Origin of the sequence: Bradyrhizobium sp. RDI18, assembly GCF_043203335.1 — a bacterium.
In the GTDB taxonomy this organism is placed as follows: Bacteria; Pseudomonadota; Alphaproteobacteria; order Rhizobiales; family Xanthobacteraceae; genus Bradyrhizobium; species Bradyrhizobium retamae.
The window spans coordinates 1,609,256-1,635,896 of the sequence record NZ_JBICRN010000008.1 but is presented as its reverse complement, the minus strand read 5'-3'; the positions used below and the strand labels follow the sequence as shown (position 1 = coordinate 1,635,896).

The window sequence follows — 26,641 nt, the reverse complement described above, 5'->3', positions numbered from 1 at the left end:
TTGCCAAGGGGGCGGCGACAGGCCAGAAAAACTTTCGGAAAGAAGAAACGCCAACGGAGAACGATTTGACCATCAAAGGCAAAGCCTACATTGCCGGGATCTACGAGCATCCCACCCGGCACGCACCCGATAAATCAACGGCACAGTTGCACGCCGAGGTCGCCAAGGGCGCGATCGAGGATGCCGGGCTCACCAAAGCCGATATCGACGGCTATTTCTGCGCCGGCGACGCTCCCGGCGGCGCCTGGCCGATGGTCGATTACCTCGGATTGAAGGTGCGCCACGTCGATTCCACCGAGACCGGCGGCTGTTCCTATTTGATCCATCTCGGCCACGCGGCTGAGGCGATTGCCGCGGGCAAATGCTCGATCGCGCTGGTCACGCTCGCCGGCAAGCCGCGCACCGGCCCGATGCCGCCGCGCGCAGCGGGCGCGGAGGCTGATTTCGAGGCGGCCTATGGCGCCACCACCCACAATGCCTATGGCATGTGTGCCATGCGCCATATGCACGACTACGGCACCACCAGCGAGCAGCTCGCCTGGATCAAGGTCGCGGCCTCCCACCACGCCCAGTACAATCCGCACGCGATGCTGAAGGAGGTTGTCACCGTCGAGGACGTCGTCAACTCGCCGATGATCTCGGACCCGCTGCATCGTATGGATTGCTGCGTCGTCACCGATGGCGGCGGCGCGATGATCGTGACCACGCCGGAAATCGCCAAAAGCCTGAAGAAGCCGCTGGTGCGCTTGATCGGTCATGGCGAGGCGATGAAGGGTCCGCGCGGCGGCAAGGATCTCGATCTTACGTATTCCGCCGGCGTCTGGTCCGGCCCGCGCGCGTTCGAGGAAGCGGGCGTGACGCCAAAGGATATCAAGTACGCCTCGATCTACGACAGCTTCACCATCACGGTGCTGATGCAGCTCGAAGACCTCGGCTTCTGCAAGAAAGGCGAGGGCGGCAAGTTCGTCGCCGACGGCAATCTCATTTCGGGCGTCGGCAAGCTGCCGTTCAACACCGACGGCGGCGGCCTCTGCAGCAATCACCCGGTCAACCGCGGCGGCATGACGAAAATTCTCGAGGCCGTCCGCCAATTGCGCGGCGAAGCGCATCCGATGGTGCAGGTCAAGAATTGCGACCTCGCAGTCGCCCATGGCACCGGCGGCCTTCTCGGCGTGCGTCACGCCGCCTCAACCTGCATTCTGGAGCGCGTGTGATGGCAGATAGCAAGAAATATCCGGCGCCGGCGACCAACCCCGAGACCGCGCCGTTCTGGGAAGCCGCCAAGGCCGGCAAGTTCATGATCAAGCGCTGCACCGCTTGCGGCGAGGCGCACTACTTCCCACGCTCGATCTGCCCGTTCTGTTTTTCGGACAAGACGGTGTGGGAGGAAGCTTCCGGTGAGGCGACGGTCTACACCTACAGCCTGATGCGCAAATCGCCGACCGGTCCGTATGCGATCGCCTATGTGACGCTGAAGGAAGGACCGTCGCTGCAGACCAACATCGTCGACTGCGATCTGGCGAAGATCAAGATCGGTCTGAAGGTGAAGCTGGTGTGGAAGCCAACCGACGGCGCCCCACTGCCGTTCTTCACCGCGGCCTAGTAAGTACCTTCTCCCCTTGTGGGAGAAGGTGGCGCGAAGCGCCGGATGAGGGGTGCTCTCCGCGAGGGAGATGTGTCCGCGGAGCCAACCCCCTCACCCAAAAGAGTTTGAGGCGCTGCTGGCGTAGCCCTCTCCCACAAGGGGAGAGGGCGCAGCAATGGGCGCCGCAGAAGAACGATTGGGGAGAAAATTCAAACATGCCGATCAACTACGAACAGCTCATGGCCCTGAAAAATCTTGGCCAGAAATACGCCTATACCGATCGCGAGGTAATGCTCTACGCCTACGGCATCGGCATGGGCGCCGATCCGATGGATGAGAACGAACTCGCCTTTGTCAACGAGGGCACGCTGACGCCGCGTCCGCTCAAGGTCGTGCCGACCTTCGCCTCGGTGGCGGCCTGGGGCTCAAGCCCCGGCGAAATGAACCTCAACCGTGTCATGGTGGTCGACGGCGAGCGCGACATCACCTTCCACAAGCCGCTGCCGAGCGCGGCCAAGATCACGGCCGACTCGACCGTGCTCGACGTCTTCGACAAGGGCAAGGGCAAGGGCGCGGTCATCCGGCACCAGACCGTGTTGAAGGATGAGAACGGCGAGAAGCTGGCGACGCTCGTCGCCTCGCGTTTCGCCCGTGGCGACGGCGGCTTTGGCGGCCCATCCGAGGGCCAGCCCGAGCCGCACAAGGTTCCGAACCGCGCGCCCGACAAGATCGTCGATATCACGACGCGGCCGGACCAGGCGCTGGTCTACCGCCTCTGCGGCGACCGCAATCCGCTGCACTCAGATCCCGAGTTTGCGAAGAAGGCCGGTTTTCCGCGGCCGATCCTGCACGGTATGTGCACCTACGGCATCACCTGCCGGGGGGTGCTGCAGACCTACGCCGATTACGATCCGTCCGCCTTCAAGCAGCACGTCGCGCGCTTTTCCTCGCCGGTCTATCCCGGCGAGACCGTAACGATGGAGATGTGGAAGGACGGCAACATCGTTTCGTTTGAAGCCAAGGTGAAGGCGCGCGGCGTCACGGTGATCAAGAGCGGCAAGACGGTGCTGGGGTGATATTCCCGTCACTCCGGGGCGATGCACAGCATCGAACCCGGAATCTCGAGATTCTGGGTCTGGTCCTTCGGACCATCCCGGAATGACGGCGGCAAAACAAGACGGGAGAAAACACCATGGGATTGCTCGACGGCAAGGTAGCCATCATCACCGGTGCAGGCGGCGGGCTCGGTGAGGCCTATGCCAAACTGTTCGCGCGCGAGGGCGCAGCGGTCGTGGTCAACGACCTCGGCGGTCCCCGCGACGGCTCCGGCGCCGACGTCTCCATGGCGCAGAAGGTCGTCAACGCCATCAAGGAAGAGGGCGGCCGTGCCGTTGCCAATGGCGCCGACATCTCGACCATGGCCGGCGGGCAATCGGTGTTCGACGACGCCATCAAGAATTTCGGCCGCGCCGATATCCTGGTGAACAATGCCGGCATCCTGCTCGACGAAACCTTCGCCAAGGCCAAGGAGGCCAATTGGGACAAGGTGATCAGGGTGCACCTCAAAGGCACCTTCTGCTGCACCCAGCCGGTGTTCAAATGGATGCGCGAGAACGGCGGCGGCGTCATCGTCAACACCTCCTCGACCTCGGGCCTGATCGGCAATTTCGGCCAGACCAACTATGGCGCCGCCAAGGGCGGTATCTGGGGACTGTCGAACGTGCTGGCGATCGAGGGTCGCAAGTACAACATCCGGGTCTGGACGCTGGCCCCGGGAGCGTTGACCCGCATGACCGCAGATCTGCCGCGCTATAAAGAGAACCCGGGCGCCGCGCTCGGCCCGGACGGCATCGCGCCGGCCGTGCTATACATGGTCAGCGATTTGTCGGGCGACCAGACCGGCAAGGTGCTCGGCGTCTCCGGCCCGCGCGGGGTGCGCGAGATGCGGATGATGGAAATGGAAGGCTGGAAGCCCCCGTTCACGGGCTGGAAGGCCGAGGACATCGTGACCCACGCCAAGGAGATCTTCTTCTCCGAGGAGCAGATCAAGATGGGCGCACGAAGGTTTTGATGTTACCCGTCGTTCCGGGGCGCGCGACGCGCGAACCCCAATGCGCAATTGCGCATTGTGGAACCTCGAGATTCCGGGTCTGGTGCTTACGCACCATCCCGGAATGACGAAAGAGGATGGACTGTATAAATGACAAAACTCACCGCCCAGGCCGCCGGCACCTTCGCAATCGCGCCGACGCCGTTCCATGATGACGGTCGCATCGACGAGAAATCCATCGACCGGCTGACCGACTTCTACGCCGAAGTCGGCTGCGACGGCGTCACTGTGCTCGGCATTTTGGGTGAGGCGCCGAAGCTCGATGCTGATGAAGCCGAGCAGGTGGCGATCCGCTTCGTCAAGCGCGCCAAAAACATGCAGATCATCGTCGGCGTCTCGGCGCCGGGCTTCGCCTCGATGCGCTCTCTGGCGAAGGCGTCGATGGACGCCGGCGCCGCCGGCGTGATGATCGCGCCGCCGCCGCATCTGCGCACCGACGACCAGATCACGGGCTATTTCAAGCAGGCGCAGGAAGCGATCGGCGACGACATCCCCTGGGTGCTGCAGGACTATCCGCTGACGCTCAACGTCGTCTTCACCCCCGCCGTGATCCGCAAGATCGTGATGGATTCGCCGTCCTGCGTGATGCTCAAGCACGAGGACTGGCCGGGCCTGGAGAAGATCTCCACGCTCCGTAATTTCCAGAAGGACGGCTCGCTGCGGCCGCTGTCGATCCTGGTCGGCAATGGCGGACTGTTCCTCGACTTCGAAATGGAGCGCGGCGCCGACGGCGCCATGACCGGCTACGCTTTCCCGGAACTGTTGATCGACGTCGTGAAGCTGTCGAAAGCCGGCAAGCGCGACGCCGCTCACGATCTGTTCGACGCGCATCTGCCGCTGATCCGTTACGAGCAGCAGCCTGGCGCGGGCCTGTCGGTGCGCAAATACGTCCTGCAGAAGCGCGGCATCATCTCCTCCAGCGCGCAGCGCAAGCCCGGCGCGACGATTACGGCGACGGCAAAGGCCGAAGTAGATTATCTGCTGTCGCGGGTGGCGCGCGTCGACCGTCGCGCCAACCTGCAACCGCAATCCAGCGCTGCGGGCTAGTCATATGGCCGAAGTCGTCGCCCCGCGTCCTGCATCCACGATCCTGCTGCTGCGTGACAGCGCGGAGCGTAAGGAAATCGAGGTCTTCATGATGGTCCGCCATTATGAGATCGACTTCAATTCCGGCGCGCTGGTATTTCCCGGCGGCAGTGTCGACAAGGGCGACAAGGAGATCATCGCGCGGCCCGAACTCTATTCGGGCGGCGAGGGGTTTGATGAGGCGACCTTGAGCTTCCGGATTGCCGCGATCCGCGAAACGTTTGAGGAAAGCGGCATCCTGCTGGCGCGGCCGAAGGGGGCGACGGCGCTGGTGGATGCCAAGCGCGCCAGCGAGATCGAGGCCGCGCATCGCGCCGACCTCTGCGACAGCAAGATCAGCTTCCCCCAGGTACTGGCCGACAACGGCATGGTGCTGGCGCTCGACGAACTCGTTCCTTATGCGCACTGGATCACGCCGGAGGGCATGCCGAAGCGGTTCGACACCTGGTTCTTCCTTGCCGCCGCGCCACCGGAACAGGTCGGCGCCCATGACGGCAGGGAATCCACCGACTCGATCTGGGTGTCGCCGCGCGAGGCGCTGGAGGGCGGCGAGAGCGGGCGCTTCAAGCTGCCGTTCCCGACCACCCGCAACCTGATCAAGCTCGGCAGGCAGGCCAGCGTGAAAGCTGCGCTCGACGACTCCAGAGGCAAATCGGTCGTCACCGTGACGCCGGTGATGACCAGGAACAATGGCGGCCGCCAGCTTCGCATCCCGCTCGAAGCCGGCTATGACGGCGACGTGTTCGAGGTCGGCTCGGTCGGCTGACACAGTTCGACACATAACGAAGTATTTTCGCGTGCCCGCGCGGTAGTTTGCGATGGCGGGCATCTGCGTGATCGTCGGGGCCGCCCGAACAGGCTCATGTGAGGAAGGTGTCAACCAGCGCCTGGTCCTGGTCGTAGACCCAGCATTCCCCCAGTAGTCCGTCGCGCACCGCGTACGCCAGCAGGCGCTCCACTTCGGCCGTCTTGCCGTCGCGCTCAAAACGCTCGCGGACGAGCAGCGCGCCGCGTTCGGGACCGGCCATAATGTCGACAATCGCGAGCAGCTTGCGATTAGTGCGCCTCGTGACCTCGGCCAGGAGACCGAGCGCGGCGGCCTTGCCCGAGTGGTCGCCGGCGAGCGGGTTGCGGCCGAAATAGTGCAGCGTGAAGTCGTCGTGATAGCAGGCGGCGAGCGCAGCGCGGTCGCCTGCGAGCCATGCCTTAGCATAGCGGCCGACGGCCTGCCGCGTGTGCTCGATTGCTGCTTGGTTCTCGATTCCAGATCGATTATTTGCCATTGTCCTCATCTCGCTGACCTCCGACATCTCCGAGACTAGACCGGTTGGACCTGGCGGGCTTTCAGAAACTGGCTATTGGCGCAATGGCAGCAGCGAAACTGATCGGATGGGGTGCTCGCGTGCTGTATCTGGGCCCGGCTCTCGGCTTGACGCCGCACCGGAATGCGACCGCCGTCCTTGCCGTGGCGCTCGATGGACCGCTGGAGGTCGCCGACGATCCCGCGGATCACATGACGCGGTATCACGTGGCCCGCAGCGTGCTGATCCTGCCCAACAGCCTCCATCATCTGCGCATCGAACGGGGGCGGATGGCGTTCCTCTACGTCGATCCGCTAGGGCGCGACCTCCGCGCGCTGATCGCTCGTATGACAAATCCGACGCTGCGTGGGGCGTTCGACCTGAGGGAGGAGGCCGCCGTAATCGAACTAATGACGAGGCTGGCCGAGGACCGCATCGGCCGACGGGAGGGCTGCGCCTCGCTCGGTGAACTGCTGGGCGTGGGGACGCACAAGCGGGCCACAACGCGGATTGCCGCAGCGCTGCGACATATGCGGGACGAGCCACACCTTGCCCACCGGCTGACCACGCTGGCGGCCCGCGCCGGCCTTTCGCCGTCCCGGTTTCTTCATCTGTTCAAGGCGGAAACGGGGGTACCGCTGCGGCGCTACCGCATCTGGAATCGGATGGGGGCGGCCGTTCGCGCCTGTGGCGAGGGCGCATCCCTGACGGAGGCCGCCCATGCCGTCGGATTCGCCAGCTCGTCACACTTTTCCAGCGCATTTCGCGAGATGTTCGGCATGATGCCGTCGGACCTAGCTAAGGCCCTGCAAGCGGGGGCGGACTGACCCCCGGCCAACCGTTCGGCCGCGTAGCTCATATATCCGGCTATTAACCACCCGCCGGCATGTTCCCTACGGCCCGAAATACATCGTATATTGCGCCCGATTGGAGCCCGGCCCCGACCCACATGACCGCTGAAACGCCGCCGAATTCGCCGCCACGATCGTTCTCGCTTTCGATCGGCCAACTGACATTCGGCAGTTTCATGCTGGTGCTGGCGGTGATCATCATCACCTCGACCGCCAGCGTCATCGCCATCCGCCACATCGATTCGACCTTTGCCGAGTTGCAGCGGCTGCAGAGCGTCGGCGACCTGGCCGAGGATATCGACCGCCGCATGAACGAATTGCGGCTGGCGGCGCGGGATTTCGTCACTGATCGCGGCAACCAGTCGCTCCAGGTTGGCGAAGCCGCCAACGCGCTCGGCGAGATCCTGAAGAAGACGCGGCTGGAGCTCGCGCCAGAGCAGCAGGACATGATTGACGGCGTCACCGAGCGCCTGGCGACCTACCGCACCGGCATCGAGCGGATTTCCGCGCTGATCAACCGCCGCGCCGAGATGATCGTCGCGTTGCCGCCCTTGCGCGAGCAATTCGATACGGCGATCGCCGAGGCATCCGATCCCCACCTTGCGATGGCCCTGGCTCAGACCCAGAGCCGGATCGCTTCGGCGTTGCTGGCGCATAACCCTTCGGCGGCTGAACAGGCTGCGGAAAGCATGCGCTCGATGACGATCGCGGACTCAAAGCTGCGCGCGATCGTCGACGATTATGCGCTGGCGATCGTCAACATATCGATCCGCGAACGGCAGATATCCGACATAGACAGGGAAGTGCTCGGTGCGGAGGGCCGCCTGATCCAGCGCGTCACCGAATTGTTGCGCGACGTCAGCGAGCGGCGGGGGCGCGTCCTCTCGCGCGAATTTGCGAGGACCCTGACGGAGGCGAAATGGCAGAGCATCGTTCTCGGCACCGCCGGCGTCCTGATCGGACTGTTTGCGTCGCTGCTGGTGGTTCGGCGCACCGTGCGTCCGCTTGCCGCGATCGCAGGCTCGATCCGCGCGGTAGCCGGCGGCGAGAAGAACGCCTCGATCCCGGCGACCGACGTGGACAACGAGATCGGCGACATCGCCCGCGCGGCCGAAGTATTCCGGCGAACGCTGGTCGATGCCGACACTGCACGCGAGGCGGCTGTGCGTGCGCTCGCCGAACAGCGGCTTGCGGAGGAAAGTTACCGCAAGCTGTTCGAGTCCTCGGTTGATGGAATTTACGTCACGACGCCCGGCGGCGCGCTGCTGAACGCCAACCCAGCGCTGGCGCGGATGATGGGCTATGCCACGCCGCAGGATCTGATCAACGGCATCGGCGACATCGCGGATACCGTTTACGTTCAACCCGAAGCGCGGGCGGAATACGCGCGGCTGATGCAACGCGACGGCATGATCCGCGAATATGAATACCAGGTTCGCACCCGCACTGACGCGGTGCTCTGGCTCTCCGACAGCGCCAGCGCGGTGCGCAACGAAGCGGGGGAGATCGTCCGCTACGAAGGAACGGTGCGCGACATCACCGACCAGAAGCGGGCCGAGGATGCGATCGCCGAAGGTCGCCGCCTGCTGCAAATGGTGATCGACACCGTGCCTGCGGTCATCAACGTCAAGGATAAGCAGCTCCGCTACGTCCTGATGAACCGCTATATGGCCGGCATTTTCGGGGTCGAGCCGGGGGATGCGATCGGTCGCACCACCGCCGAGTTGATGTCGCGCTACGGCGCGGAAAAGACCGACGAGCCCGACAAGCGGGTGCTGGCGGTCGGCAAGGAACTCGGCTTCTACGAGGAAGAATACAAGGACGCGTCCGGCCATATGCGGCAATGGCTGGTCAACAAGCTGCCGATCCTGGATGCGGCCGGCGAGATCGAGAACATCGTGACGGTTGCGCTCGACATCGGGGAGCGCAAGCGCGTCGAATCCGAGATGCGCAAGGCCAAGGATGCGGCAGAGGGAGCACTACGGAACCTGCGTGAGACGCAGAATTCGCTGATCGAGGCGGAAAAGCTCGCCGCGTTGGGACGGCTGGTGGCCGGCGTAGCCCACGAGGTCAACAATCCCGTCGGCATCAGCCTGACGGTGGCATCCGCGCTGGAGCGAAAGACGTCGAACTTTGCAGCAGAGGTCGCCCGCGGCGAGTTGCGGCGTTCCAGCCTGAACGATTTTCTCGATACCAGCCGCTCGGCGTCGTCGCAGCTCGTCGCCAATCTCAACCGCGCCGCCGAGTTGATCCAGTCGTTCAAGCAGGTGGCCGCCGATCGCAATTATTCGGACCAGCGCACCTTCGATCTCGGCGATCTCACCGAGCAGGTGGTGATGTCGTTGCGGCCCGGCCTGCGCAAGCACAATCTGACGCTCAACGTCGAGTGCCAGCCCAACCTGATGATGAACAGCTATCCCGGGCCGTACGGACAGGTGCTTACCAACCTGTTCCTCAATTCGGTGGCGCACGCCTTCCCGGACGGCAAGCCGGGAACGGTCGATATCCAGGTGCGGGAGTCCGGCAAGGACAATGTCGAGATCATCTTTTCAGATAACGGCATCGGCATGAGCCTCGATGTCCGCCGCCGCGCCTTCGATCCGTTCTTCACCACGCGGCGCGATCAGGGCGGCACTGGCCTCGGCCTGCACATCGTCTACAGCATCGTGACGACCCGGCTCGGCGGCCGGCTCGACCTCGATTCCGCGCCGGGCGGCGGCACGCGCATCCAAATGATCCTGCCGCGCACGGCGCCGCTGGAGCAGGCGGCGGAATAGGCGCGCGCCCGGCCGTTAGTTGATATCCGCCAATTTGTGCAATGTGGCGCCGAAGATCTGGCTCGCTTTGCCGACCAGCGCGGTTCCATTCATGCTGCCGCGGGTGTCGGTGAAGGTTCCGGATACACCAATGCCGACCGGGGCGGGGCCGCCGAACAGCGGATTGTCGTTGTCGCGCGGGGTGGTGTGACGCTGCACCAGGACCTCGCCCTTGAAGGTATCGCCCTTCACGGTGTAGCTGCCGGTATAAAACAGATAGGCGTCGCCGCCGAGAATCTGGCCGTCCCGGAACAGAATAACGCCGCTGCCCTTGCCGGTGCGCCCATCCAGCAGGGTGACGTGGATCGAATAGAGCCCGTTCTTCATGGCGTCCCAGATGCCGGCGTCCGCGCCCACGGAAGCTGGTTATCATTTATGCCAAAGCGTGGCCTATAGCGTCAACGCGTCAGGTTACCTGCCGATTCCCGTACAGGAAGCAAACCCAGAGCGTACCGCCCCGGCGTGACGTGAGAGTGACGGGCGGTAAACCGAATCAAGTTGGCCCGTGAAATGCATAGTGCTCTTCGGCACCGGCCGGTGGGTGCAGGAGCAGAGAAACAGGTGACCAACTGGATCAATTCCGGCGGCCACGTTGCGCGCCGACACACAGAAAAAGACTTCCGTGAAACTACGGCCCGCCATCGTGTGGGCCGCTGGAGAGAGCCGCTGATCATCGGCAGCGTGTTGTTGATGTTGCCGCTGGCATCCGCTCCCGGCGAAGCCCGCGATCCTGACGGCCGTTATGCCAACTCACCGCTGAAGCAGTGGTTCGACAGCCTAAGGAGCGGAAAGGGACCGTGCTGTTCCGACGCAGACGGCAGCGCCGTCAGCGACGTGGATTGGGAATCAAGAGGCGGGCACTACCGCGTTCGCATCGACGGCGAGTGGCACGACGTGCCTGAAGATGCCGTCATCACCGAGCCGAACCGGGTAGGGCGAACCATGGTCTGGCCGATCCGCGGCTATCAGGGATTGAGCATTCGCTGCTTCATGCCGGGATCGATGACGTGAGCGAGTCTCAGTCCTCATCCTGAGGAGCCGCGCCAGCGGCGTCACGAAGGATGTTGGCCCGCCTTTGGCCTCATGGTTCGCCCGGCGATGCGCAGCATCGTCCGGAGACGCGCGTGCCGCTCCTCATCACCATGAGGATCAAACGGTGCTCATGTATACTTCTTGTCGCGTTCGAGCAGTTCGATCGAGATGCCCTGCGGCCCACGGATGAAGCAGATGCGAACGCCAGGACGTATGGTGGTCGGTTCCTTGGTGAACTCGACGCCCTTGGCCTTGATCTCGGCGGCGACCGCGTCGATGTCTTTCACCGTCAGGCCGAAATGGTCGAGCCCCTGATAGGGCGTTACCGGCGGCGGGTTGACGCCGTCGCTGGCGGCAACGGGTGCGATGAACACGTTGGCGCCGCCGAGTTTGACGTCGATCCGCCCTGGAGCACGGACGATCTCGCCGCCCAGAATGTCTTCCAGCCAGGCGGCAGTCGCTTCGGGATCGGGGCTGCGCAAATGCACATGGTCCCAGGTAACGGTCGGCATCTCGATCGGTCTCCCCACTATCGTTGTTGCGGCGCTAAAGGTCGGTTGCGACGCGGCGACCGATGAAGCCGCCGGTCAATCCACAGCTCTATCCTGCAGGCCTTATCTTGCAAGCCTTGCACCGCCGCCGCAATATTGTCGAGGTGGCATGAAACCATTTCTGCGCTGGATGATTGTTGACGGGCGGCGGGATCCGTATGGCTTTTTTCATGCGCGGCACGGCAATCGCCGACGCTGCCGGGTGAGGGCGACGGTATGAGAATCGCCGGGTGGTCGTTCGAAAAATTCGAAGCACGGCTTGCCGTGCTGCCGGCCATCGCTATCGTTGGATGCGTCGTATGGTTGATGCTCCCGCAAGCGAGCGATGCCGAAAGCCGGTCAGCGGCGACGCCGTCTGAAGTTGCCGTTGTCACGCAAGGCACGGATGATTCGGCCGCGACTCAGGCGACCATGCCGAGCCCGGGGTCGTCAGCTTCCACCGATCCCAACCAGGCGGTTGGCGCCGCGGTGCCTCTCGACATCGCGCCGCCAGAGACGGTTGCCCCTGCCACGTCGCCGCTCGACGGCCTGAAAATCGTCTCGCAGTCATGGCGAAGGGGCGGGCTTGGCTCGAAAGCGCTGGTGACCTTCACGCTTCGCAATACCAATGCCTACGCGGTGAGGGATATCGAGATCGCCTGCAATTTCATCCGCCGGGACGGCAGCCATCTGACTGCCCGCAGGCGGATCATTCCCGATACCGTGAACATGAAGAGCCGGAAACGATACGCCGGCATGCTGGTTGGGTTCGTCAACGTCAACGCGAATAAGGCGAAATGTTCACTGGTGACGGCCAGCCGCGTTTAACCCTGTGCGGCCGAACTCACCTTTCATCTCCGAAGTGCGACTCATCTCCGAAATGTGATCTGCGCCTTTGAACCTTGCAAGTTGTGCAGGAACTAAACGCTATATGGCCCGTTGGGCGATTAAACCGCGCCGTTCGCGCGGAGGGAGCAAGACCAATGCCCGTGGCGCGTTATTTCCTGTTTGTCGGCGGAGTGCTGCTCGCGCTGTTGGTGGCGATCGATGCGTTTGTTCCACAACAGGCGGTCGTGGCCAGCCAGGGCGTTTCTTCGGTCGACAAGGCCGTGGTGCGCATTCGTTCCGACCAGAAGCTGCCGGAGCGGGTGGTCTTTGACACTAGCCTTCCGACCATTGTTCCGGCATCGTCCATGACCGCCCAAGCCGTTGCGCCGTCCGTGACCCCCGCCGCAGCCCCTGCCTCGGCCGACACCGCCGCTCAGGCCCGTGCGCGGGAGACGTTTGCCCAGTACGTCCCGGCGGAGGCGAAGAAGCCGGAGCCGCCGATCCAGCGCAAGCGCAAGGTGGTAAGAAGCCGCCCGGCACCGCCGATGCAGTTCGCGCAGCCGCCGCAAATGCGGGTTGCGCAGCAGTCACAATTTGGCTTCTTCGGTGGCCCGAGCTGGAACACCTGGTAAGCGCCCCGCTTGATTAGCGCGGTAGCTTCGGAATCTTGTCCGCAAAACCATTGTAGCAGGTCAACCGTTCGTCTTCCTCCTTGACGAACCGGCAGTCATTGACGCCCTTCGCCGCCGGCGCCTTTGCTTTGGGCTGTGGCGCATAAATGGCGTCGTAGCAATCCAGGCGTTCCTTGGTCGCGTCGTCGATGTCCTGGCAAGCCTGCAACTTTTGGGCGACCGACAAAGGTTTTTCTTTTTCTTTCTTGCCCGCTGTCGGGTTCTTCGACCCGACCACAACCAGCGGTTTGCCGCCGATGGTGGGAGGATTGGCCGGGGCGGCCGGGGTACTCGTTCCCTGAGCCAGCGCCGCCGCCGGATACAGGATCGCCAGCGTCAGGATGATCTTTCTCATATCGAAATGTCCGAATAGCCGTAAGCTGAACCAGCGCCGCTGGGAGAACCACAACTCCCGACCCGCGGAATCGAAAATCCCGCTGGGCGCCTGCGTTCTCTAGCATCATCCCCGAGCGTCTGTCTAACCCGTTGATTTAATAGCCATTCAATTGAGCCTGCGACGGTCTGGAAGGGGGCAGCGGGGCCGCGACGTCCGTTGCCGGTGCGCTGCGGACGCTGCATTGGCGTCGTCCATGGCAAGGCGGCCGCTACCGAACCGAGCTATTGCAGAAGGGCTACGTCGGCTACATTGCGCAACGCTGTGGCCATTCGATCGAGAATGTCGGCAGCGGACCTGCGCGCATCCTGATCGGATTCAATGCGGCCATCTACGAGACCATGGAACGGTCGCAATGGATCGCGGCAAATCCCAAGGATGTCCTCGCCACGAATTTCGGCCAGCCGGCGGAACTATTCGGAAAATTCCCCGACCGCAACGTGGCCATCGCCGAAAAGGATGGGGCCCGTTGAAGAGCGCACGCCTTGCGTCGTTGAGAACGTCGCCTGACTTCGCGAGCAATCGCATCAGTGGGGGTCAGGCGCAGATCTAGCGCAGGCGATAGGCGTCAAATGCGTGGGCCAGGAATATGCCGATGCTGACGAAGACGAGGAATGCCGTCACGACCTCGGTCATAGCCTTCCTCCCTGTAGTGTCATGCCGGGAAGGGCACGCTTGAGAAACTCGCGGTAGATGAGGTTGAGGACCGATACCAACATGATCTAACCCCTTGTTTGATGGTGGGACCCTAGCGGCTCTTTGTTTCCGGAGCGCTTCGCGGCGGAGCAGAATGGTTTCGTCGCGCCGGCTCGCGATCACAGGATCGCGACGGAACCGGAACCATCCAAAACAAACCGTGTCAGCGATCGGCCCGCCCTTTTCTCGCCATCCTAATTCAGGAGACGTGCGGGGCGGTGCTACGGGGCAATGTTCCCAAAGGTCCTACGTGATCATCCGACATTTGCAGCAAAACGAGACTTCTAGGTCGCGCCGCGCGTTCCTGCGCGGAATTGTGTCTTCGGCCAGCGCACTTGCGCTCGGCGGATGCGCCAGCCTTGGCGCGACGGGCGCGCGTTACGACGCTTCGTCGCTCTCGGTGGAGCCGACATTGCTGGTCGCAACCACGCGCAAGCCGGTGAGCGGCGGGCGAGCGAAACCGTGGTTCGGGCCGGAGCGGGCTTCGAAGATGATCGTGGCACGGGCAAAGCTGGTGCCGCCCAACGAGAATCGTTTCTCGCTCGCCGCAGCCGGACTAGGCGATTGGCGTCTCGATACGGTCGAGCCGGTATCGGGAGAGGTCGGTGATCTTCTCGGGCAAACCAGCGGCGGCTCGGACGTGCTGATCTACGTGCACGGTTTCAAACAGACGTTCGAGACGGCGGCGCTCGATGCCGCGCACCTCGCTGATGGCGTTCGATTCCGCGGCCAGACAATGGTCTTCTCCTGGCCGTCCAAGGCCGGACTGTTCGACTATGCCTATGACCGCGACAGTGCGATGTACTCCCGCGACGCCTTCGAGCGCGTGCTGCATTCCCTCGCCACCGCCCCGAGCGTCGGCCGCGTTCACATCGTCGCGCACAGCATGGGGACCATGCTGACCCTCGAAGGGCTGCGTCAGCTCTATGCGCGATATGGCGACGGCGTTGCCGGCAAGATCGGGGCCGTGGTATTCGCCTCACCGGACATCGATATGGATGTGTTCACTTCGGCGACACAGAACATCGGACCACTCACCCGCAAGATTACCGTCGTCGCCTCGACGAACGATCGCGCGCTTGCGTTGTCGGGACGATTGGCCGGCGGGATGACGCGGGTCGGCGCCGCCGAGAAGGCCACTATCGAGCAGCTCGGCGTGCGCGTCATCGATGCGTCCGATTCAGGCTGGGGCATCATCAACCACGATCTGTTTCTATCCAATGCCGAGGTACGGAAGGTGATACGCCGCTCGATCGATACCTCGGCCGCGTGAGCTCGCTTTCGGCGCAACGGCGTCGCACGGCAACATGATGGCGCCCGTCCATCGCCGGCAAGCGGCCATCACAACGTCACGGTGTCGTCACCCATAATCTCGCCAAATTGACGGAACAATTATTCGTGGCCGGCACGGTGGTGCCCGGTCTCGCCTCGAACTGCTCAACGCTTGATTGCTCAACGTCCGCAACGCCGACCGGTTGTCGGCGCGCGATGCTTTGCGAGTCGATCGGGGGAGATCTGGGCGACAGCGGGCGTTTGCCGGCGATCAGATTGTTCAGTTGTTACAGAGGAATAAAAATCATGCGTCAAGCAACATCCAAGGCCGCGGCAGGTTCGCGCGCGAACCATCGACAGGTGCTATCACTCGCGGCGGGCGTCGCCTTGCTCGCGGGCGTCACTACGGCTCATGCGCAGAGCACGGGCATCGCCTCCTGCGACGACTTCCTGACCAAGTATGACGCCTGCGTCGTCTCCAAGGTCCCCGAGGCACAGCGCGCGATGTACAAGACGCAGATCGACCAGACGCGCAAGGCGTGGGTCGACATGGCCAAGAACCCATCGACCAAGGCGACCATGGAAGCGACCTGTAAGCAGACCCTGGACGCGACGAAGGCATCGCTCACGGCCTATGGCTGCTCGTTCTGATCGGCGCCTGCGCCGCTGAAGAGGAATGGCGCCTAGCGCCATTCCTTGAAGGCGGGCGGGCCGAACCGGGAGGCTCGGCCGATGATGACGGCATGACGCGCGTTTCGGAACTTCAATCGAAACGAGCTGTGCAGCACTCGCGCCTGCTTATCTGGATTAACCTCTTGTTAACCATAACGCCCCAACATTGCCGCCCATAAAGGGTCGCCACGGACCGTAGTTCGAGGGCGCGATTGACCGTTCATCTTGGGGGCGAGCAGAGGCTCGCGGGGCTCCAAGGAGCAACGTCATGTCATCATCTGGCGTACGCCTGCTGTCCGATTTCGTCCCGGCGATTTTCGGCGCACTTGGTTTGGGTATCCCGATTGCGGTCGCGATCATCTGGATTTGTTCCTGATCGCGGAATGTCGCTTGTCTTCGAGGTTTGGCTATGAGGGGCTCGGCGTGCCCGTCAGGCTCGAGGTGGCGCGCCGCGGCCGATTGAGGCGCGGCCATCCTGGTCACTGCAAGAAAAGGCCTGCCAAGTTCACGAGGCTGAGTGCCGCAAGGACTATGCCAACCAAGATCAACGTGACGCGCGGTGACAGGATGCGCAAGAGATAGCCGGCAAGGGGTGCAGCCAGCGCGCCGCCGATGATAAGTCCGAGCGCGAGCTGGCCATAGAGCGCGAAATCCAGCTTCGTCAGAAAGGCGGCTGAAACGCTCAGAGTGACAAAGAATTCGGCCACATTCGCCGAACCCACCGTGCGACGTGGATTGTCGCCGGCGGCAACCAGCGTCGCGACGACCAGCGGTCCCCAGCCGCCGCCCCCGATGGCGTCCAGAAAGCCGCCGCCAGCGCCCACGAGTGGTGTCGGCGGCCGCCACTGATCCAGCTTCCATCCGGCCACGCGTGCGAGGATCAGCACTGACATGGCGCTCAGATAAACTGTGACAACAGGCTTGACGATGGTTTCGGGAATACCGGTCAGCACATAAGCGCCGAAGACACCGCCGCAGACGCCGGCGATCGTCACCTTGAAGAATAATCTCCAGTCAATGTTCTTGTTCCAGACATGCGAAACGCCCGAAATCGCGGTGGTGACGACTTCCGCGGCATGAATGGCTGCACTGGCAATGGCGGGAGAAGCCCCCGTGGCAATCAGGCTTGAGCTTGCGATCACTCCGAACGCCATGCCAAGGGCCCCGTCGACCATTTGCGCGACAAAGCCGATCGCGATCAGAATGAGAAACTGAACGTCCATCGATTGGCAATCCCCAGCCTGGGTGGCACGTGGTCACGTGCTTTAGACATGTTATATCGAACAGGTGCTCCAGTCGTGGTGGTGATCCAGTCTGCTTCGGCGTGGCGCGCCACGGCCGATGAAGATGGGCACTATTGCTTCGCCGTGGCGCGATGATGTCGTGCGCGAGTCCACGCTATCCCATCCGACAACTTGCCGACCTTTGCGCGCGCTCCGACGGGAAGCGTGCACATGCCGCTATTCGGTTTCAATGTCCTCGAGCCTGGTGCCACGTCCCGCGCGCAGGCTGTTTCGCGCCTGTTCGATGCGACGAAGGAAGCGCGGGGTCATGTTCGAGACGGTACTCGAACCAGTCCTCTTCCGACTCGAAGCCGATCAGCACGCCTGCAGGCTTGCCATGGCGCGTGATGACGATCTCCTGCGTCTCAGCTTCTCGAAGAAAGCGAGACAGATCATCCTTGATCTCGGATAGCGGAACTTCCTTCACTCCGGATTTCCGAATTGTGCGAGCCGTCGCGGATGAGATCAAGGAAACCCGTAGTGCCGGTCGAACTCCATTAAACCCTCAATTCGAACCGCCGAACGCTGCCGCGTCGCGCCCCGCACGCTGCGAGCCGCTCCGATTGACAATATCATCAGTTTGTACTAATCATAAGTTATGACTGTTAATAGCGCCCAGTTGGCCTCCCTTGGCGACCCGACCCGCCGCGCGATATTCGAGCTAATCGCAGAGCACCCGCGCTCAGTCGCGGAGATTACCCGGCAGGTTTCGGTCTCGCAGTCGGCTGTTTCCCAGCACCTCAAGGTGCTGCGCGAAGCGCGCCTGGTTCGTTCCGAGCCGAAGGGTGCGAGCAATGTCTACCACATCGATCCACACGGGCTTGGCCAGATGCGTGCTTGGCTCGACCGGTTCTGGAGCAAAACGCTGGCGGCCTACAAGGTCGCCGTCGAGCAACCACCAGAGGAGTCACAATGAACGCTGACATATCAGTTGCGTCCGTGAAGCAGTCCGTCGTGGTCGAGGCGCCGATCGAGCGTGCATTCAAGGTCTTCACCGAGGACTTCGGCAGTTTCAAACCGCCTGAGCACAACATGCTCGCTGTCCCGATTGCCGAGACGGTGTTCGAGCCTCGGGTCGGCGGCTACCTCTATGATCGTGGTGTCGACGGCAGCGAGTGCCGCTGGGCGCGCGTGCTGGCCTACGAGCCGCCCGACCGGGTGCTCCTGAGCTGGGACATCAGCCCGCAATGGCAGATCGAGACCGATCCGGACAGGACCAGCGAGTGGGAAGTGCGCTTCACCGCCGAGACGGCTGACCGCACCCGCGTCGAGATCGAGCACCGGAATCTGGAGCGCCACGGCAAAGGCTGGGAGAGCGAGCGCGACGGAGTTGCCGGCGATCAGGGTTGGCCGCTGTACCTCAAGCGGTATGCCGACCTGTTGGCCCGCAAGGCCTGACGGCGGCATGCCAACCGGCTCGGAGCAGGGACCGTGAATCGGCCCGAAGACCGCGAGTGGTCGCCGGGCCGAGCTGGTCAGGCTGGTTCAGCATAGGATTTGCCATGCCATACTACGCTGCGATCGTCTCGTTGCTCACTGTGGCGTTCCATTTCTTCCTGGCCACGCGCGTCGCGGCGGAGAGCGCTTGAACCGGAGGCCCGATGAGCGAGACGGCAAAAGCCGCGTCCTGGTCATCGGCGGCACAAAAGGCACCGGGCTCCTGATCGCGCGCCTGCTGCATGAGCGGGGCTTCCATGTTCGGGTGCTGGCGCGCGATCCGGCGAGAGCCGCAGCCGAACTCGGCGCCTCCTTTGAGGTGATCGCCGGGGACCTCACCAAGGCGGACACGCTTGCCCCGGCGGTCGCAAAGGTTGACCACATCATCTTCACGGCAGGCGCGCCGAGCGGACGTTACGCGCCTGAAAGTCTCGTGAAGGCGACCGATTATCAGGGCGTGGTGGATACGCTCGCCGCTGCACGGCAAGCCGGGCTTGCGGGCCGCTTCGTCTATCTCAACTCGATTGGCATCGCGACGCCCTCCCTGGCAGGCGCCCTGCTCAACCTCCTCAAGAGGAACACGCTCGTCTGGCGCCGGCGCGTCGAGGAAGAAGTTCGTGCCAGCGGCCTGGACTATACGATCATACGCGTGGGCTTCCTTCTCGACCGCCCCGGCGGCGAGCACGCCGTCATTGTGGGTCAGGACGCCCTCGCGCTGGCGCCTCGCCACCGGATTGCCCGCACCGATGTCGCGGAGGCGTTTGTCGAAGCGATGCAGCATCCCAGCGCCTCGCGGGTGACGTTCGAAATCGTGTGGGGCAAGGGCCCGCGGCGGGAGAGTTGGAGCGCTCTGTTCGAGAAACTCAAGCCCGATCAGAGATCGCCGGCTACTCCATAGAAAGGATCGCCGCATCGAGTATGGAATCGGCGACCGCTGGCGTTCGCATTTCCAGAGAAGTGGCGCGCTCGGAGAGATTCTAACTCTCGTACTAAAGTATTAAGATATCAAGAGGTTTTCGTTGCAATTTCGTCCGAGGGACAAGTCGAGGGGCAAGAAGGAGCGGCGCCTCTGGATTTCACTCAAGGGCAACTGGGTAACCAGCTCAAATTCTATACTCGATTTGCACGTATTCCGATTGCCTGGCCTGGAGGTCACTCTCCGACCGCTAACTCCAGGCGGCCTCTCGGCCGAATGTCCCATCAGCCATGGCGCATGCGTTGGCTTCGATCTGAAGAGTTCGGCGTGGGGCTCTGCCAAGCCAATTACGAGCTGTGGTCTTTCGAATAAGCGTTTCCCCCAGAGTCACAAATACAGCCCCGCTGATTGCTTGCTGCTGGCTGTGTGATGTACGTACCCAGCGTTTACGCCCGGAGGGAACGGCGGTGAGCGGACATCGGCAAACGCCAATTCGATTGTTGTCAATTGGCTCTCGTAGAAGGATTTCCGGGCGCGAAATTGCCGTGGTCGGGCGGCAATATTGGAGCGGCCAGCGTCTCTGCCGCCGCAAGTGTTAGGAAATCTCAATCGCGCCCCGTAGTGCCAGCTCGCGGTCCAGACTTGAGCCGTCGTGTTGCCGCTCTCAAGCGCTGTATCTCTTCGTCCATCTTTTCAGCTTCCTCTTCAAGCCGCATCATCTTCGATTTTTTCGGCGCGTCATTGCGGCGCAGCTTCTCGAGGACCTTACCGACGGAGAGTTTATTTATTTCGGCCATCGTATCCTCCTCTGCACCACGCGGGCGCTTAAATGCAAGCTTGAGAGTCTTGTTCAGCTAGACCCGCCGGATTTAGTACGACGATATCGCGCTGAATGAGCCGGCGATGACGGACTAACTGAACGATCGGGAAGCGGACCTCTGACCTATGAGCTGACCGGCTCCGCAATCGTACTCACTAATTTGTCTGGTGATATTGTCCTATGGGACAGTGTGGGTTGTCGGTTTGTGGCGCGACCCCAGCCCGCTTGCTACCCGTCCACGGAGAGAACGACGGACCGGGGTGGCCACCAGACAAACCGTGGGGTTCGCCAGCAGAACACGATCGCACCGTCCGCGCTGCGCAGCGAAGGTTTTTTGATCCTGCAATTACGTGCTATTACCTGTGACGATAATGGGACTTTATTCTCATGGCGGTTTCTTACCTCAGGGTTTCAACCCTAAAGCAAGGGCGTTCTGGTCTCGGCATTGAGGCGCAGCGTGCCGCCTGCGCGCGCTTTGCCGATGTCGAGGGGGTCGAGATCACCGCCGAGTTCGTCGAGGTGGAGACGGGCAAGGGAGCGGACGCGCTTGATCGATGCCCGCAACTCGCCGCCGCGCTGGAGGCGGCTCGCAAGCTAAAATGCTCGATCGTCGTCGCTAAGCTCGACCGGCTGTCGCGTGACGTGCATTTCATCTCCGGCCTGATGTCGCGCAAGGTGCCGTTTGTCGTGGCTGAGCTGCCAGGGGCCGCCCCCTTCCTCTTGCACATCTACGCAGCTCTTGCAGAGCAGGAACGTCGCATGATCTCGGCTAGAACAAAAGCAGCGGCAGCGAAAGCCAGAGGTGTTAAGCTCGGTAGCCCGACTGCTGCCGCAACGAACAGGCAGGCCGCCGACCAGCACGCCGAGTCGTTGCGCGATATCGTCGAGCCGATCAAACACCTGTCGACCCGGAGGATCGCCGCCGCGCTCAACGAGCAAGGTGTCGAGACATCGCGAGGAGGTCGATGGCAGCCGATGACGGTTGCGCGCTTACTCGACCGCCTCGGCCTCAAGGCATGAACCTAGTTGGTTGTTTTCGCTGGCGTGAACAGTTTCTCGATGTGCATTGAATCTGGAAAAGCGCGTCCAGGTACCTTGGCTCGGCCCACCGGAGGGGAAAATTTCCGAGAGAAGCATGCTTATTTGAACAAATACCCCCGGCAAATCCGCCATTCCCCAAAACCCACCCCGGTTTTCGTATTATCGGTACGGGCAGTGGTGTATTCGCCTCAGGCGAACTCTGGCTCCGCGGTCGTTCCGAGCCCGCCTGAAAGCCGTTGGAAGTGAAGCAAAGCATTCATTTGCGCTACCATCCCGCGGAGGGAAAAATTTTCGGTTTGAGAACCGTTTTGCCACTGTTCTGTTCCTCACGTTGACACTACGAGTGCCTATGGTAGCGATGCCTTACATCCTGAGAGGGCCTGACGGCTCCGCCAACCAGCCTTAGACCGGCAACGGTGGCACGACGATGTGGCCCGCATGGGCAACAGTAGGTCGCCAGTCCTCCAGATGCGTGTGCCATTCTGGAGGATTGTTTATGCTGCAATCTCGACGTGGATTTCTAATCGGTGCCGGTGCTGTCCTGACGACGGCGTTCGTAAGGGATGCCCGTTCCTTCATTCACCGGACGAGTCAGCCTCTGTTGGCGTCACCTTCGCAGGTGGTCGACACCATGTATTGGCATGAGATTCCCGGCGAGGGCTATCAACTTACGCTTGGCCCGTGGAGGTTCGCGCCACCCCCGCCGACCTGGCGTCAATTCTTTATCCGCGAGGGCATTCCGCATCGGACCGACAATGAGGTGGAGAAGATCTGTTCCTCTCACTGCATTGAACCGGGGGATTTCGACAAGCCGGTCCAAAGGCGCTACTGGGAGGATTGGTTTGACATCACAGGCGGACCGCTCGCGAGGGCTTATCACCTGCTGAAAACAATTGATCTCGGCCCGGAGCGCGCCTCTGGGCGCGGACCGCTCCTCGAATTCAATGTAGGGTCCCATCCCGGCGACAACACCCATTACGTCAATGCGAAGGACATGCTTTCGCTGTCCCTTCTGCAGGCGCGGCTGATTGCTCTCAAGCTGCCGGTCAAGATCGTGGAAGGCGAGTAGTTCTTGATGTGGATCAAGGCCCGAATGAGACAGCGAACCGCAATCTTGATCGGTGAACATTAGCTCAGGGCACTCCAATGATAGAGTATGCCATTTTGATCGTCATGGTGGTCTTCGCCATTGGTTTTGCGTGGTTGTGGGTCATCGAGCAAAGGAAAAGGCAAAAGAGAAAAGCGCTTGAGCAAAAGGGGATCGAGCGATAGCCGAAGATCCCTCAACGCGGGCTCTCAACAGGGATGCTGCTCCCCTGACTCTCAGGCGACGCTGAGATGGCCAAGTGACTGACGCTAAGGATCAAGAAGCAGGTAGGGACGTTACGGACACCCACGGAGGGGAAAAATTTCGACGTGAAACAGCTTTTTTGTACAGGGCGACCTACCCACCGCGCGCGAGGTTATCGACCGGCTCGAGGGGCGCGCTGCTCAAACCGTCGAGTACGGCGACAAGCCCCTCGAGGAGTTGACCGACAGCTAGCTTCTCGAGATCGCGGCTGGCGCGTTGCGCGACAATGATCCGGTGCTTAGGGCACTGCCATCGCCTCTCAGCCTTCGCACGGGCCGCACAGAGCGACGTGAGGAGCGGCGCACAGGTACAACTACCGGCACGGGTACAGGTACAACTACCGGCACAGGTAAGTAATTCCACTGGCTCGACGAAATACAGAGCACTCCTCGCGTGACGGTCCAGCCGCTGGACGGGTTAGCCAAAAAGCACTGTCGGCTGGAACTTGATGCATCGCCGAGCGGTCTGAATTTCTGCCTCAGTCGCGCCCTTACTTCGAGCCCACGCCTCAGCAGCGGCGGCAGTGTATTTAGCGACATAATACCGGATGAGCGCGCAGGGAGCACGACGGACAGGTCCAATTGCTCCATTGGTGACGGCCGTGGATGTCGAAATCGCGACGCCTGAATGGATGAGACGATACGAAAGATTTCCTTCCGTTGGTAACTCTATCGTTCCCATCGTTCCACACGCGAATACGGCAGCCAAAACCGCATTCTTTGCTCTGAATTTCTTCATAGGACCTCCACGGTTATGGTTCACCATGCTCTTCAGGTCTGTACTATTGATCTATATCAATCGACCAATTTGCTCCGCTTGGCGTCCTTCTAAGAACGGTAAGCCTGTTTGTCCTGTTGACTTGGCGCGATGAAGGATACACCGAGCGAAGAACGCACCATCAGCATCGGACTTCGCGAACCACACCGATTTTGAGAAGGAGGCTTGCCTCATCCTCGACATTAACCTGAACGACGGATCGGGTATCGAACTGAGGCATCGTCTCAAAGCCGACGGGGTTTCCGTGCCGGTTATTCACATGACCGGGAACGAAAGCTCCGCAGTTCGCAAGGCTGCACTGGACTCTGGATGCGTCGCGTTTCTAACTAAGCCATTCTCAACGCACGAGCTGATTGAGCCGCTTAAGAAGGTTGCGGGGCACCCGCTGGGGACATGCTCTAACGCACTGTGAGGGCTGTCACGCCTTAGTCGCCGCTATGCCGCCGGCAATGTTACCCTGAAGACGGCTCCGTGCGGGATCGCGCTCGAAACAGACAATGCACCCTCGTGACGCTCGACAATCATCTTGCTAATGGCGAGTCCCAAACCCATACCAGTCGGTTTCGTCGTAACGAAGGCATCGAAGATAGTTTCAGTATTCTGCGGACTGATACCTGGGCCTGTATCTTCGACGGCGATTGCGACCCTGTTGTTGGCTTCTCGTTCTGTCCGCACAATCAGTTCCCGAGGCGCAACTTCTGAGGCCATTGCGTCGACCGCATTGTGTATTAAGTTCGCAACAACCTCTTGCAACTGACCTTTGTGACCGAGAACGGGCGGCAACTCGCTTGCCAACTCAGTTTTGATATTGAGACGGCCTCGCAATTCCGGTTTTAGCGTTTTCAGCACCTCAAGACCGAGGCTGTTTAGATCGACACGTTCCTTGGTCAGCTTCGCTTTTCCGAACAGGGTGCGAAGGTTGTTGAGGATTGCCTTGGCCTGCATGGAGCTCTCGACAATGCTCTCAATCGCTTCCGTGGAGTCGTCAATTTCTGGCGGCGTTGACTTAAGGTACATCAGCGCTGCCTCACTGTTCAGTAGAGCTGCTCCTATCGGCTGATTTAACTCGTGTGAGATCGAGGCGGCCATTGCTTCCATGCTCATGAGCTTGTTGTGTCGCTCGCGCTGCAGCAGAGCGTTCGACCGAGCTAGATGAACGTAAAGTAATGTCGTTTGTGCAAGCAGCACGATCAGGACGATACTCGAGGTAATGAGCGAAAACACGCGTCCCGCGTAAAAGCCAACACTAAACCGAACGGTCGGTAGCAGGCCGCTGAAGGCTAGTTCCCCAATGAACACTGCCGCCACCACAATGAGCCAAAGATCGAGCACCGAACGTCGGCGGAACACCAGAATGACAAGTCCCGCAGCGGTGATCAGGATGGTGAACCAGATTGGATAAATCACGAAGGGACTCATCCGGGATGCATCTAGAATGATGGGCGGTAGCAGCGCCTCGCCTCCTGTAGTTAGCCATGTAATTCCGCTCACCAACGCAACTACGGCAACCGCGCTCCAGCTGATTTCTCGCACAACATCGCTTTCGGCAGCGAGCCTGTGCTCCATGTCCTTGGACATTGCGTAGCCCAACAAGGCCGCCGCGAAGCCGATGTGCCAGAAGATGAAAAGCCATGATCCGGTCTGCAGGCCAGCAGCGAAGAGTCCAGTCGGGGAGAAAGCGCCCGAAAACGTGAGGGCATGAGGGATGACGATCAATGCCGTGAACAAATAACCGCTTGCCAATACTAGGAGCGAGCGCGAACGGGAAACTGAAAACTGGGCGTACAATAGAACGGCGGTAATAAGGTCAGTGATTAAAACAATCGCGTCGAGTGAGGGAAAGAATGCATTGAGCACCGCCGCCTGCTTGCCTGAAAACGGGGCCACTACCGCAAAAGCGACCAATGCTACCAACACAACGGCGATTGCCGTCCGCGTTTGACGCCTTGTCGGCGGCAGATCGGTTAGCAGGGTAGTGGCTGCATGGTGCTCCGAAATCATTGTTAACACCAAGACGTCCGCTCGACTCTCGACATATGAGAATATCGGCAATGAGTGGAAAGAGTCCACCGGGCCGCATCTGCGGCGGCCAGCCTGCATTATAGTTTGTCATTTTGTGGCGGTGGATTGTGTTGCGCCGCACCTTTCTGTAATCGAGAGCTGTCCACAGCCGCGAGACACCGTGTTTTTCGGCGGCCCCCATCCCCAATAGATTGATAATTTGCCAACCAGATCGCGTGGCGCTCTCATGCCCTTATGCAACGACGACGATACAATCGCTGGTCTGGCATTTCCCCGCCGGCAACCCCGCCGACTGGATCGCATCCGGCCACGTCACCTGCAACATCCAGTGCCACGGTTGCAGTCGCAGGACCGATGTCAGGTTGGACAGTCTGCCCCAACATCGTCCATGGACTCAGGTCTGCTGGACTCTGGCCTGTTTGGTCTGCGGCGCTGCTGGCTCGGTGAACATCGTGCCGAACTAGCATGAGGCGAAGCGGCACGCCGTTCCGTTTTCACCGAGCTGTCGTTCGAGGTGAAGCCATGAAAGTTCTGCGCTAGGTGCGACAACGGGCGGTGGGTTTGTGAAAGCCACCCGGATCGTCCGTTCCTTGGTGATCGCGCCTGCATCTGCGGCGGAGCCGGTGCGCCTTGCCCAAGCTGCAACCGAAACCGGTCCCGGTAATCCCAACGACGTGCCGGACATGCCGGAGGGTTCATCGTCGATGCGAAACGGGAAAGTCCCGGTGATAAGCAGGCCTCATTTACAGGAAGTTTCACAGCGCAAAAGGGCGAGCGGCGACGTCCGCCGTTTCAGTTGGGGCGGTGGCTGCGTAGCGGGTTCGATTAGCGAGTTCGCCGAGCAGTGGAATTACTTAGGTGTGCCGGTAGCTGGACCTGTACCTGTGCCGGTAGTTGTACCCGTGCGCCGCTCCTCGCGTCGATCTGTGCGCCCTGTGCGCCGCTCGTCACGTCGCTCGTGCCGTCCTGAACGCCGCTCCTGACGGCGCTCCATGCCAGCAGTCTGAGCCTCAGCATCCGAAACCGTCAGTGCGGCAGTGGATGCTAGGACGGGAAAGGCAGCAGTTTTTCCGAAAAGAGAAAGAGCCCTTCGACGGGAGATCGCTTCCGATTGAGGTTCACTCATGGTCAAAACTCCACGGAGGCTGGT

At 61.5% G+C, this 26,641-nt stretch carries 28 protein-coding genes and 1 riboswitch; of the genes, 20 read left to right on the top strand and 8 right to left on the bottom strand.

Annotation, left to right across the window (positions count from 1 at the left end; all coding sequences use genetic code 11):
* Positions 1-65 precede the first annotated feature (65 nt).
* The 6 genes from ACFXS9_RS16865 to ACFXS9_RS16840 all read left to right on the top strand — a co-directional run bounded on the left by ACFXS9_RS16865 (position 66) and on the right by ACFXS9_RS16840 (position 5,547).
* Positions 66-1,214, top strand: a complete 1,149-nt coding sequence (locus tag ACFXS9_RS16865) for a thiolase domain-containing protein (RefSeq protein WP_392690479.1) — start codon at positions 66-68, stop codon at positions 1,212-1,214.
* A complete protein-coding gene (locus tag ACFXS9_RS16860; RefSeq protein ID WP_392690477.1) occupies positions 1,214-1,603 on the top strand; it encodes a Zn-ribbon domain-containing OB-fold protein in 390 nt (129 codons plus the stop codon). The genes ACFXS9_RS16865 and ACFXS9_RS16860 overlap by 1 nt, the downstream gene beginning before the upstream one ends.
* A 197-nt stretch (positions 1,604-1,800) precedes the next feature.
* Positions 1,801-2,661: a MaoC/PaaZ C-terminal domain-containing protein gene (locus tag ACFXS9_RS16855; protein ID WP_392690475.1), complete on the top strand. Its 861-nt coding sequence runs from the start codon at positions 1,801-1,803 to the stop codon at positions 2,659-2,661.
* A 116-nt stretch (positions 2,662-2,777) separates the two neighbouring features.
* Positions 2,778-3,656, top strand: a complete 879-nt coding sequence (locus ACFXS9_RS16850; protein WP_213245393.1) for an SDR family oxidoreductase — start codon at positions 2,778-2,780, stop codon at positions 3,654-3,656.
* 129 nt (positions 3,657-3,785) lie between these two features.
* A complete protein-coding gene (locus tag ACFXS9_RS16845; protein WP_392690473.1) occupies positions 3,786-4,742 on the top strand; it encodes a dihydrodipicolinate synthase family protein in 957 nt (318 codons plus the stop codon).
* A 4-nt stretch (positions 4,743-4,746) separates the two neighbouring features.
* On the top strand, positions 4,747-5,547 hold the full coding sequence (locus tag ACFXS9_RS16840; protein ID WP_392690471.1) for an NUDIX hydrolase: 801 nt from the start codon (positions 4,747-4,749) through the stop codon (positions 5,545-5,547).
* Positions 5,548-5,641: 94 nt separating this feature from the next.
* Here ACFXS9_RS16840 and ACFXS9_RS16835 read toward each other — a convergent pair whose 3' ends face one another.
* A complete protein-coding gene (locus tag ACFXS9_RS16835; RefSeq protein ID WP_392690469.1) occupies positions 5,642-6,064 on the bottom strand; it encodes a nuclear transport factor 2 family protein in 423 nt (140 codons plus the stop codon).
* Between the two features lie 44 nt (positions 6,065-6,108).
* Here ACFXS9_RS16835 and ACFXS9_RS16830 point away from each other — a divergent pair, with 44 nt between their 5' ends.
* Both ACFXS9_RS16830 and ACFXS9_RS16825 read left to right on the top strand, forming a co-directional pair.
* On the top strand, positions 6,109-6,909 hold the full coding sequence (locus ACFXS9_RS16830; protein WP_392690467.1) for a helix-turn-helix domain-containing protein: 801 nt from the start codon (positions 6,109-6,111) through the stop codon (positions 6,907-6,909).
* Between the two features lie 122 nt (positions 6,910-7,031).
* A complete protein-coding gene (locus ACFXS9_RS16825; protein WP_392690465.1) occupies positions 7,032-9,710 on the top strand; it encodes a PAS domain S-box protein in 2,679 nt (892 codons plus the stop codon).
* A 15-nt stretch (positions 9,711-9,725) separates the two neighbouring features.
* On the opposite strand, the gene ACFXS9_RS16820 is transcribed toward ACFXS9_RS16825, so the two are convergent.
* Positions 9,726-10,076 (bottom strand): GrlR family regulatory protein, encoded by a 351-nt coding sequence (locus ACFXS9_RS16820; protein ID WP_057843675.1) that lies wholly within the window; start codon positions 10,074-10,076, stop codon positions 9,726-9,728.
* A 234-nt stretch (positions 10,077-10,310) separates the two neighbouring features.
* Here ACFXS9_RS16820 and ACFXS9_RS16815 point away from each other — a divergent pair, with 234 nt between their 5' ends.
* The gene (locus ACFXS9_RS16815) at positions 10,311-10,760 is read left to right on the top strand and encodes a hypothetical protein (RefSeq protein WP_392699823.1); all 450 of its coding nucleotides are present in this window, start codon (positions 10,311-10,313) and stop codon (positions 10,758-10,760) included.
* A gap of 149 nt (positions 10,761-10,909) precedes the next feature.
* Here ACFXS9_RS16815 and ACFXS9_RS16810 read toward each other — a convergent pair whose 3' ends face one another.
* Positions 10,910-11,293, bottom strand: a complete 384-nt coding sequence (locus tag ACFXS9_RS16810) for a VOC family protein (RefSeq protein WP_392690464.1) — start codon at positions 11,291-11,293, stop codon at positions 10,910-10,912.
* 255 nt (positions 11,294-11,548) lie between these two features.
* Between ACFXS9_RS16810 and ACFXS9_RS16805 the strand changes: the two genes are divergently transcribed.
* Complete coding sequence (locus ACFXS9_RS16805; RefSeq protein WP_392690462.1) at positions 11,549-12,139, top strand: hypothetical protein; 591 nt, start codon at positions 11,549-11,551, stop codon at positions 12,137-12,139.
* Positions 12,140-12,294: 155 nt separating this feature from the next.
* Positions 12,295-12,771: a hypothetical protein gene (locus ACFXS9_RS16800; protein ID WP_392690460.1), complete on the top strand. Its 477-nt coding sequence runs from the start codon at positions 12,295-12,297 to the stop codon at positions 12,769-12,771.
* A gap of 13 nt (positions 12,772-12,784) precedes the next feature.
* On the opposite strand, the gene ACFXS9_RS16795 is transcribed toward ACFXS9_RS16800, so the two are convergent.
* Positions 12,785-13,165, bottom strand: coding sequence for a hypothetical protein (locus tag ACFXS9_RS16795; protein ID WP_392690458.1), 381 nt, complete (start codon positions 13,163-13,165; stop codon positions 12,785-12,787).
* 266 nt (positions 13,166-13,431) lie between these two features.
* Between ACFXS9_RS16795 and ACFXS9_RS16790 the strand changes: the two genes are divergently transcribed.
* The 3 genes from ACFXS9_RS16790 to ACFXS9_RS16780 all read left to right on the top strand — a co-directional run bounded on the left by ACFXS9_RS16790 (position 13,432) and on the right by ACFXS9_RS16780 (position 15,823).
* Entirely contained in the window at positions 13,432-13,677 is a 246-nt protein-coding gene (locus tag ACFXS9_RS16790) for a hypothetical protein (protein ID WP_392690456.1), read from the top strand.
* A 539-nt stretch (positions 13,678-14,216) separates the two neighbouring features.
* The gene (locus ACFXS9_RS16785) at positions 14,217-15,173 is read left to right on the top strand and encodes an alpha/beta hydrolase (protein ID WP_392690454.1); all 957 of its coding nucleotides are present in this window, start codon (positions 14,217-14,219) and stop codon (positions 15,171-15,173) included.
* A gap of 305 nt (positions 15,174-15,478) precedes the next feature.
* Positions 15,479-15,823: a hypothetical protein gene (locus ACFXS9_RS16780; protein ID WP_028345464.1), complete on the top strand. Its 345-nt coding sequence runs from the start codon at positions 15,479-15,481 to the stop codon at positions 15,821-15,823.
* Positions 15,824-16,323: 500 nt separating this feature from the next.
* On the opposite strand, the gene ACFXS9_RS16775 is transcribed toward ACFXS9_RS16780, so the two are convergent.
* Positions 16,324-17,067 carry a sulfite exporter TauE/SafE family protein gene (locus tag ACFXS9_RS16775; protein ID WP_392690452.1) on the bottom strand — a complete coding sequence of 248 codons (744 nt, stop codon included), beginning with the start codon at positions 17,065-17,067 and terminating at the stop codon, positions 16,324-16,326.
* Between the two features lie 247 nt (positions 17,068-17,314).
* Positions 17,315-17,554 (bottom strand): type II toxin-antitoxin system Phd/YefM family antitoxin, encoded by a 240-nt coding sequence (locus ACFXS9_RS16770; RefSeq protein ID WP_392690450.1) that lies wholly within the window; start codon positions 17,552-17,554, stop codon positions 17,315-17,317.
* Between the two features lie 171 nt (positions 17,555-17,725).
* Here ACFXS9_RS16770 and ACFXS9_RS16765 point away from each other — a divergent pair, with 171 nt between their 5' ends.
* From ACFXS9_RS16765 to ACFXS9_RS16755, 3 genes are all read left to right on the top strand, one after another.
* The gene (locus tag ACFXS9_RS16765; RefSeq protein ID WP_392690448.1) at positions 17,726-18,043 is read left to right on the top strand and encodes an ArsR/SmtB family transcription factor; all 318 of its coding nucleotides are present in this window, start codon (positions 17,726-17,728) and stop codon (positions 18,041-18,043) included.
* Complete coding sequence (locus ACFXS9_RS16760; protein ID WP_392690446.1) at positions 18,040-18,525, top strand: SRPBCC family protein; 486 nt, start codon at positions 18,040-18,042, stop codon at positions 18,523-18,525. Before ACFXS9_RS16765 ends, ACFXS9_RS16760 begins: the two co-directional genes overlap by 4 nt.
* 187 nt (positions 18,526-18,712) lie before the next feature.
* A complete protein-coding gene (locus ACFXS9_RS16755; RefSeq protein WP_392690444.1) occupies positions 18,713-19,462 on the top strand; it encodes an SDR family oxidoreductase in 750 nt (249 codons plus the stop codon).
* 623 nt (positions 19,463-20,085) lie between these two features.
* On the opposite strand, the gene ACFXS9_RS16750 is transcribed toward ACFXS9_RS16755, so the two are convergent.
* Positions 20,086-20,277 (bottom strand): hypothetical protein, encoded by a 192-nt coding sequence (locus ACFXS9_RS16750; protein ID WP_057855715.1) that lies wholly within the window; start codon positions 20,275-20,277, stop codon positions 20,086-20,088.
* Positions 20,278-20,687: 410 nt separating this feature from the next.
* On the opposite strand from ACFXS9_RS16750, the gene ACFXS9_RS16745 reads away from it, so the two are divergent.
* The 3 genes from ACFXS9_RS16745 to ACFXS9_RS16735 all read left to right on the top strand — a co-directional run bounded on the left by ACFXS9_RS16745 (position 20,688) and on the right by ACFXS9_RS16735 (position 23,881).
* Positions 20,688-21,320, top strand: a complete 633-nt coding sequence (locus tag ACFXS9_RS16745; protein ID WP_392690442.1) for a recombinase family protein — start codon at positions 20,688-20,690, stop codon at positions 21,318-21,320.
* A 381-nt stretch (positions 21,321-21,701) separates the two neighbouring features.
* Positions 21,702-21,801: riboswitch (SAM-I-IV-variant riboswitch) on the top strand.
* Between the two features lie 159 nt (positions 21,802-21,960).
* Entirely contained in the window at positions 21,961-22,410 is a 450-nt protein-coding gene (locus tag ACFXS9_RS16740) for a hypothetical protein (protein WP_392690441.1), read from the top strand.
* 1,156 nt (positions 22,411-23,566) lie between these two features.
* On the top strand, positions 23,567-23,881 hold the full coding sequence (locus ACFXS9_RS16735) for a response regulator transcription factor (protein WP_392699821.1): 315 nt from the start codon (positions 23,567-23,569) through the stop codon (positions 23,879-23,881).
* 23 nt (positions 23,882-23,904) lie between these two features.
* Here ACFXS9_RS16735 and ACFXS9_RS16730 read toward each other — a convergent pair whose 3' ends face one another.
* The gene (locus ACFXS9_RS16730; protein WP_392690440.1) at positions 23,905-25,470 is read right to left on the bottom strand and encodes an MASE4 domain-containing protein; all 1,566 of its coding nucleotides are present in this window, start codon (positions 25,468-25,470) and stop codon (positions 23,905-23,907) included.
* Positions 25,471-26,641: the final 1,171 nt, after the last annotated feature.

Bases quoted from the DNA above. Each gene is read 5' to 3' on its own strand.
- ACFXS9_RS16775 (WP_392690452.1), bottom strand. From the start codon at position 17,067: ATGGACGTTCAGTTTCTCATTCTGATCGCGATCGGCTTTGTCGCGCAA.
- ACFXS9_RS16835 (WP_392690469.1), bottom strand. From the start codon at position 6,064: ATGGCAAATAATCGATCTGGAATCGAGAACCAAGCAGCAATCGAGCAC.
- ACFXS9_RS16860 (WP_392690477.1), top strand. From the start codon at position 1,214: ATGGCAGATAGCAAGAAATATCCGGCGCCGGCGACCAACCCCGAGACC.
- ACFXS9_RS16820 (WP_057843675.1), bottom strand. From the start codon at position 10,076: ATGAAGAACGGGCTCTATTCGATCCACGTCACCCTGCTGGATGGGCGC.
- ACFXS9_RS16825 (WP_392690465.1), top strand. From the start codon at position 7,032: ATGACCGCTGAAACGCCGCCGAATTCGCCGCCACGATCGTTCTCGCTT.
- ACFXS9_RS16850 (WP_213245393.1), top strand. From the start codon at position 2,778: ATGGGATTGCTCGACGGCAAGGTAGCCATCATCACCGGTGCAGGCGGC.
- ACFXS9_RS16760 (WP_392690446.1), top strand. From the start codon at position 18,040: ATGAACGCTGACATATCAGTTGCGTCCGTGAAGCAGTCCGTCGTGGTC.
- ACFXS9_RS16730 (WP_392690440.1), bottom strand. From the start codon at position 25,470: ATGATTTCGGAGCACCATGCAGCCACTACCCTGCTAACCGATCTGCCG.
- ACFXS9_RS16805 (WP_392690462.1), top strand. From the start codon at position 11,549: ATGAGAATCGCCGGGTGGTCGTTCGAAAAATTCGAAGCACGGCTTGCC.
- ACFXS9_RS16855 (WP_392690475.1), top strand. From the start codon at position 1,801: ATGCCGATCAACTACGAACAGCTCATGGCCCTGAAAAATCTTGGCCAG.
- ACFXS9_RS16845 (WP_392690473.1), top strand. From the start codon at position 3,786: ATGACAAAACTCACCGCCCAGGCCGCCGGCACCTTCGCAATCGCGCCG.
- ACFXS9_RS16780 (WP_028345464.1), top strand. From the start codon at position 15,479: ATGCGTCAAGCAACATCCAAGGCCGCGGCAGGTTCGCGCGCGAACCAT.
- ACFXS9_RS16750 (WP_057855715.1), bottom strand. From the start codon at position 20,277: ATGGCCGAAATAAATAAACTCTCCGTCGGTAAGGTCCTCGAGAAGCTG.
- ACFXS9_RS16810 (WP_392690464.1), bottom strand. From the start codon at position 11,293: ATGCCGACCGTTACCTGGGACCATGTGCATTTGCGCAGCCCCGATCCC.
- ACFXS9_RS16840 (WP_392690471.1), top strand. From the start codon at position 4,747: ATGGCCGAAGTCGTCGCCCCGCGTCCTGCATCCACGATCCTGCTGCTG.
- ACFXS9_RS16765 (WP_392690448.1), top strand. From the start codon at position 17,726: ATGACTGTTAATAGCGCCCAGTTGGCCTCCCTTGGCGACCCGACCCGC.
- ACFXS9_RS16745 (WP_392690442.1), top strand. From the start codon at position 20,688: ATGGCGGTTTCTTACCTCAGGGTTTCAACCCTAAAGCAAGGGCGTTCT.
- ACFXS9_RS16800 (WP_392690460.1), top strand. From the start codon at position 12,295: ATGCCCGTGGCGCGTTATTTCCTGTTTGTCGGCGGAGTGCTGCTCGCG.
- ACFXS9_RS16795 (WP_392690458.1), bottom strand. From the start codon at position 13,165: ATGAGAAAGATCATCCTGACGCTGGCGATCCTGTATCCGGCGGCGGCG.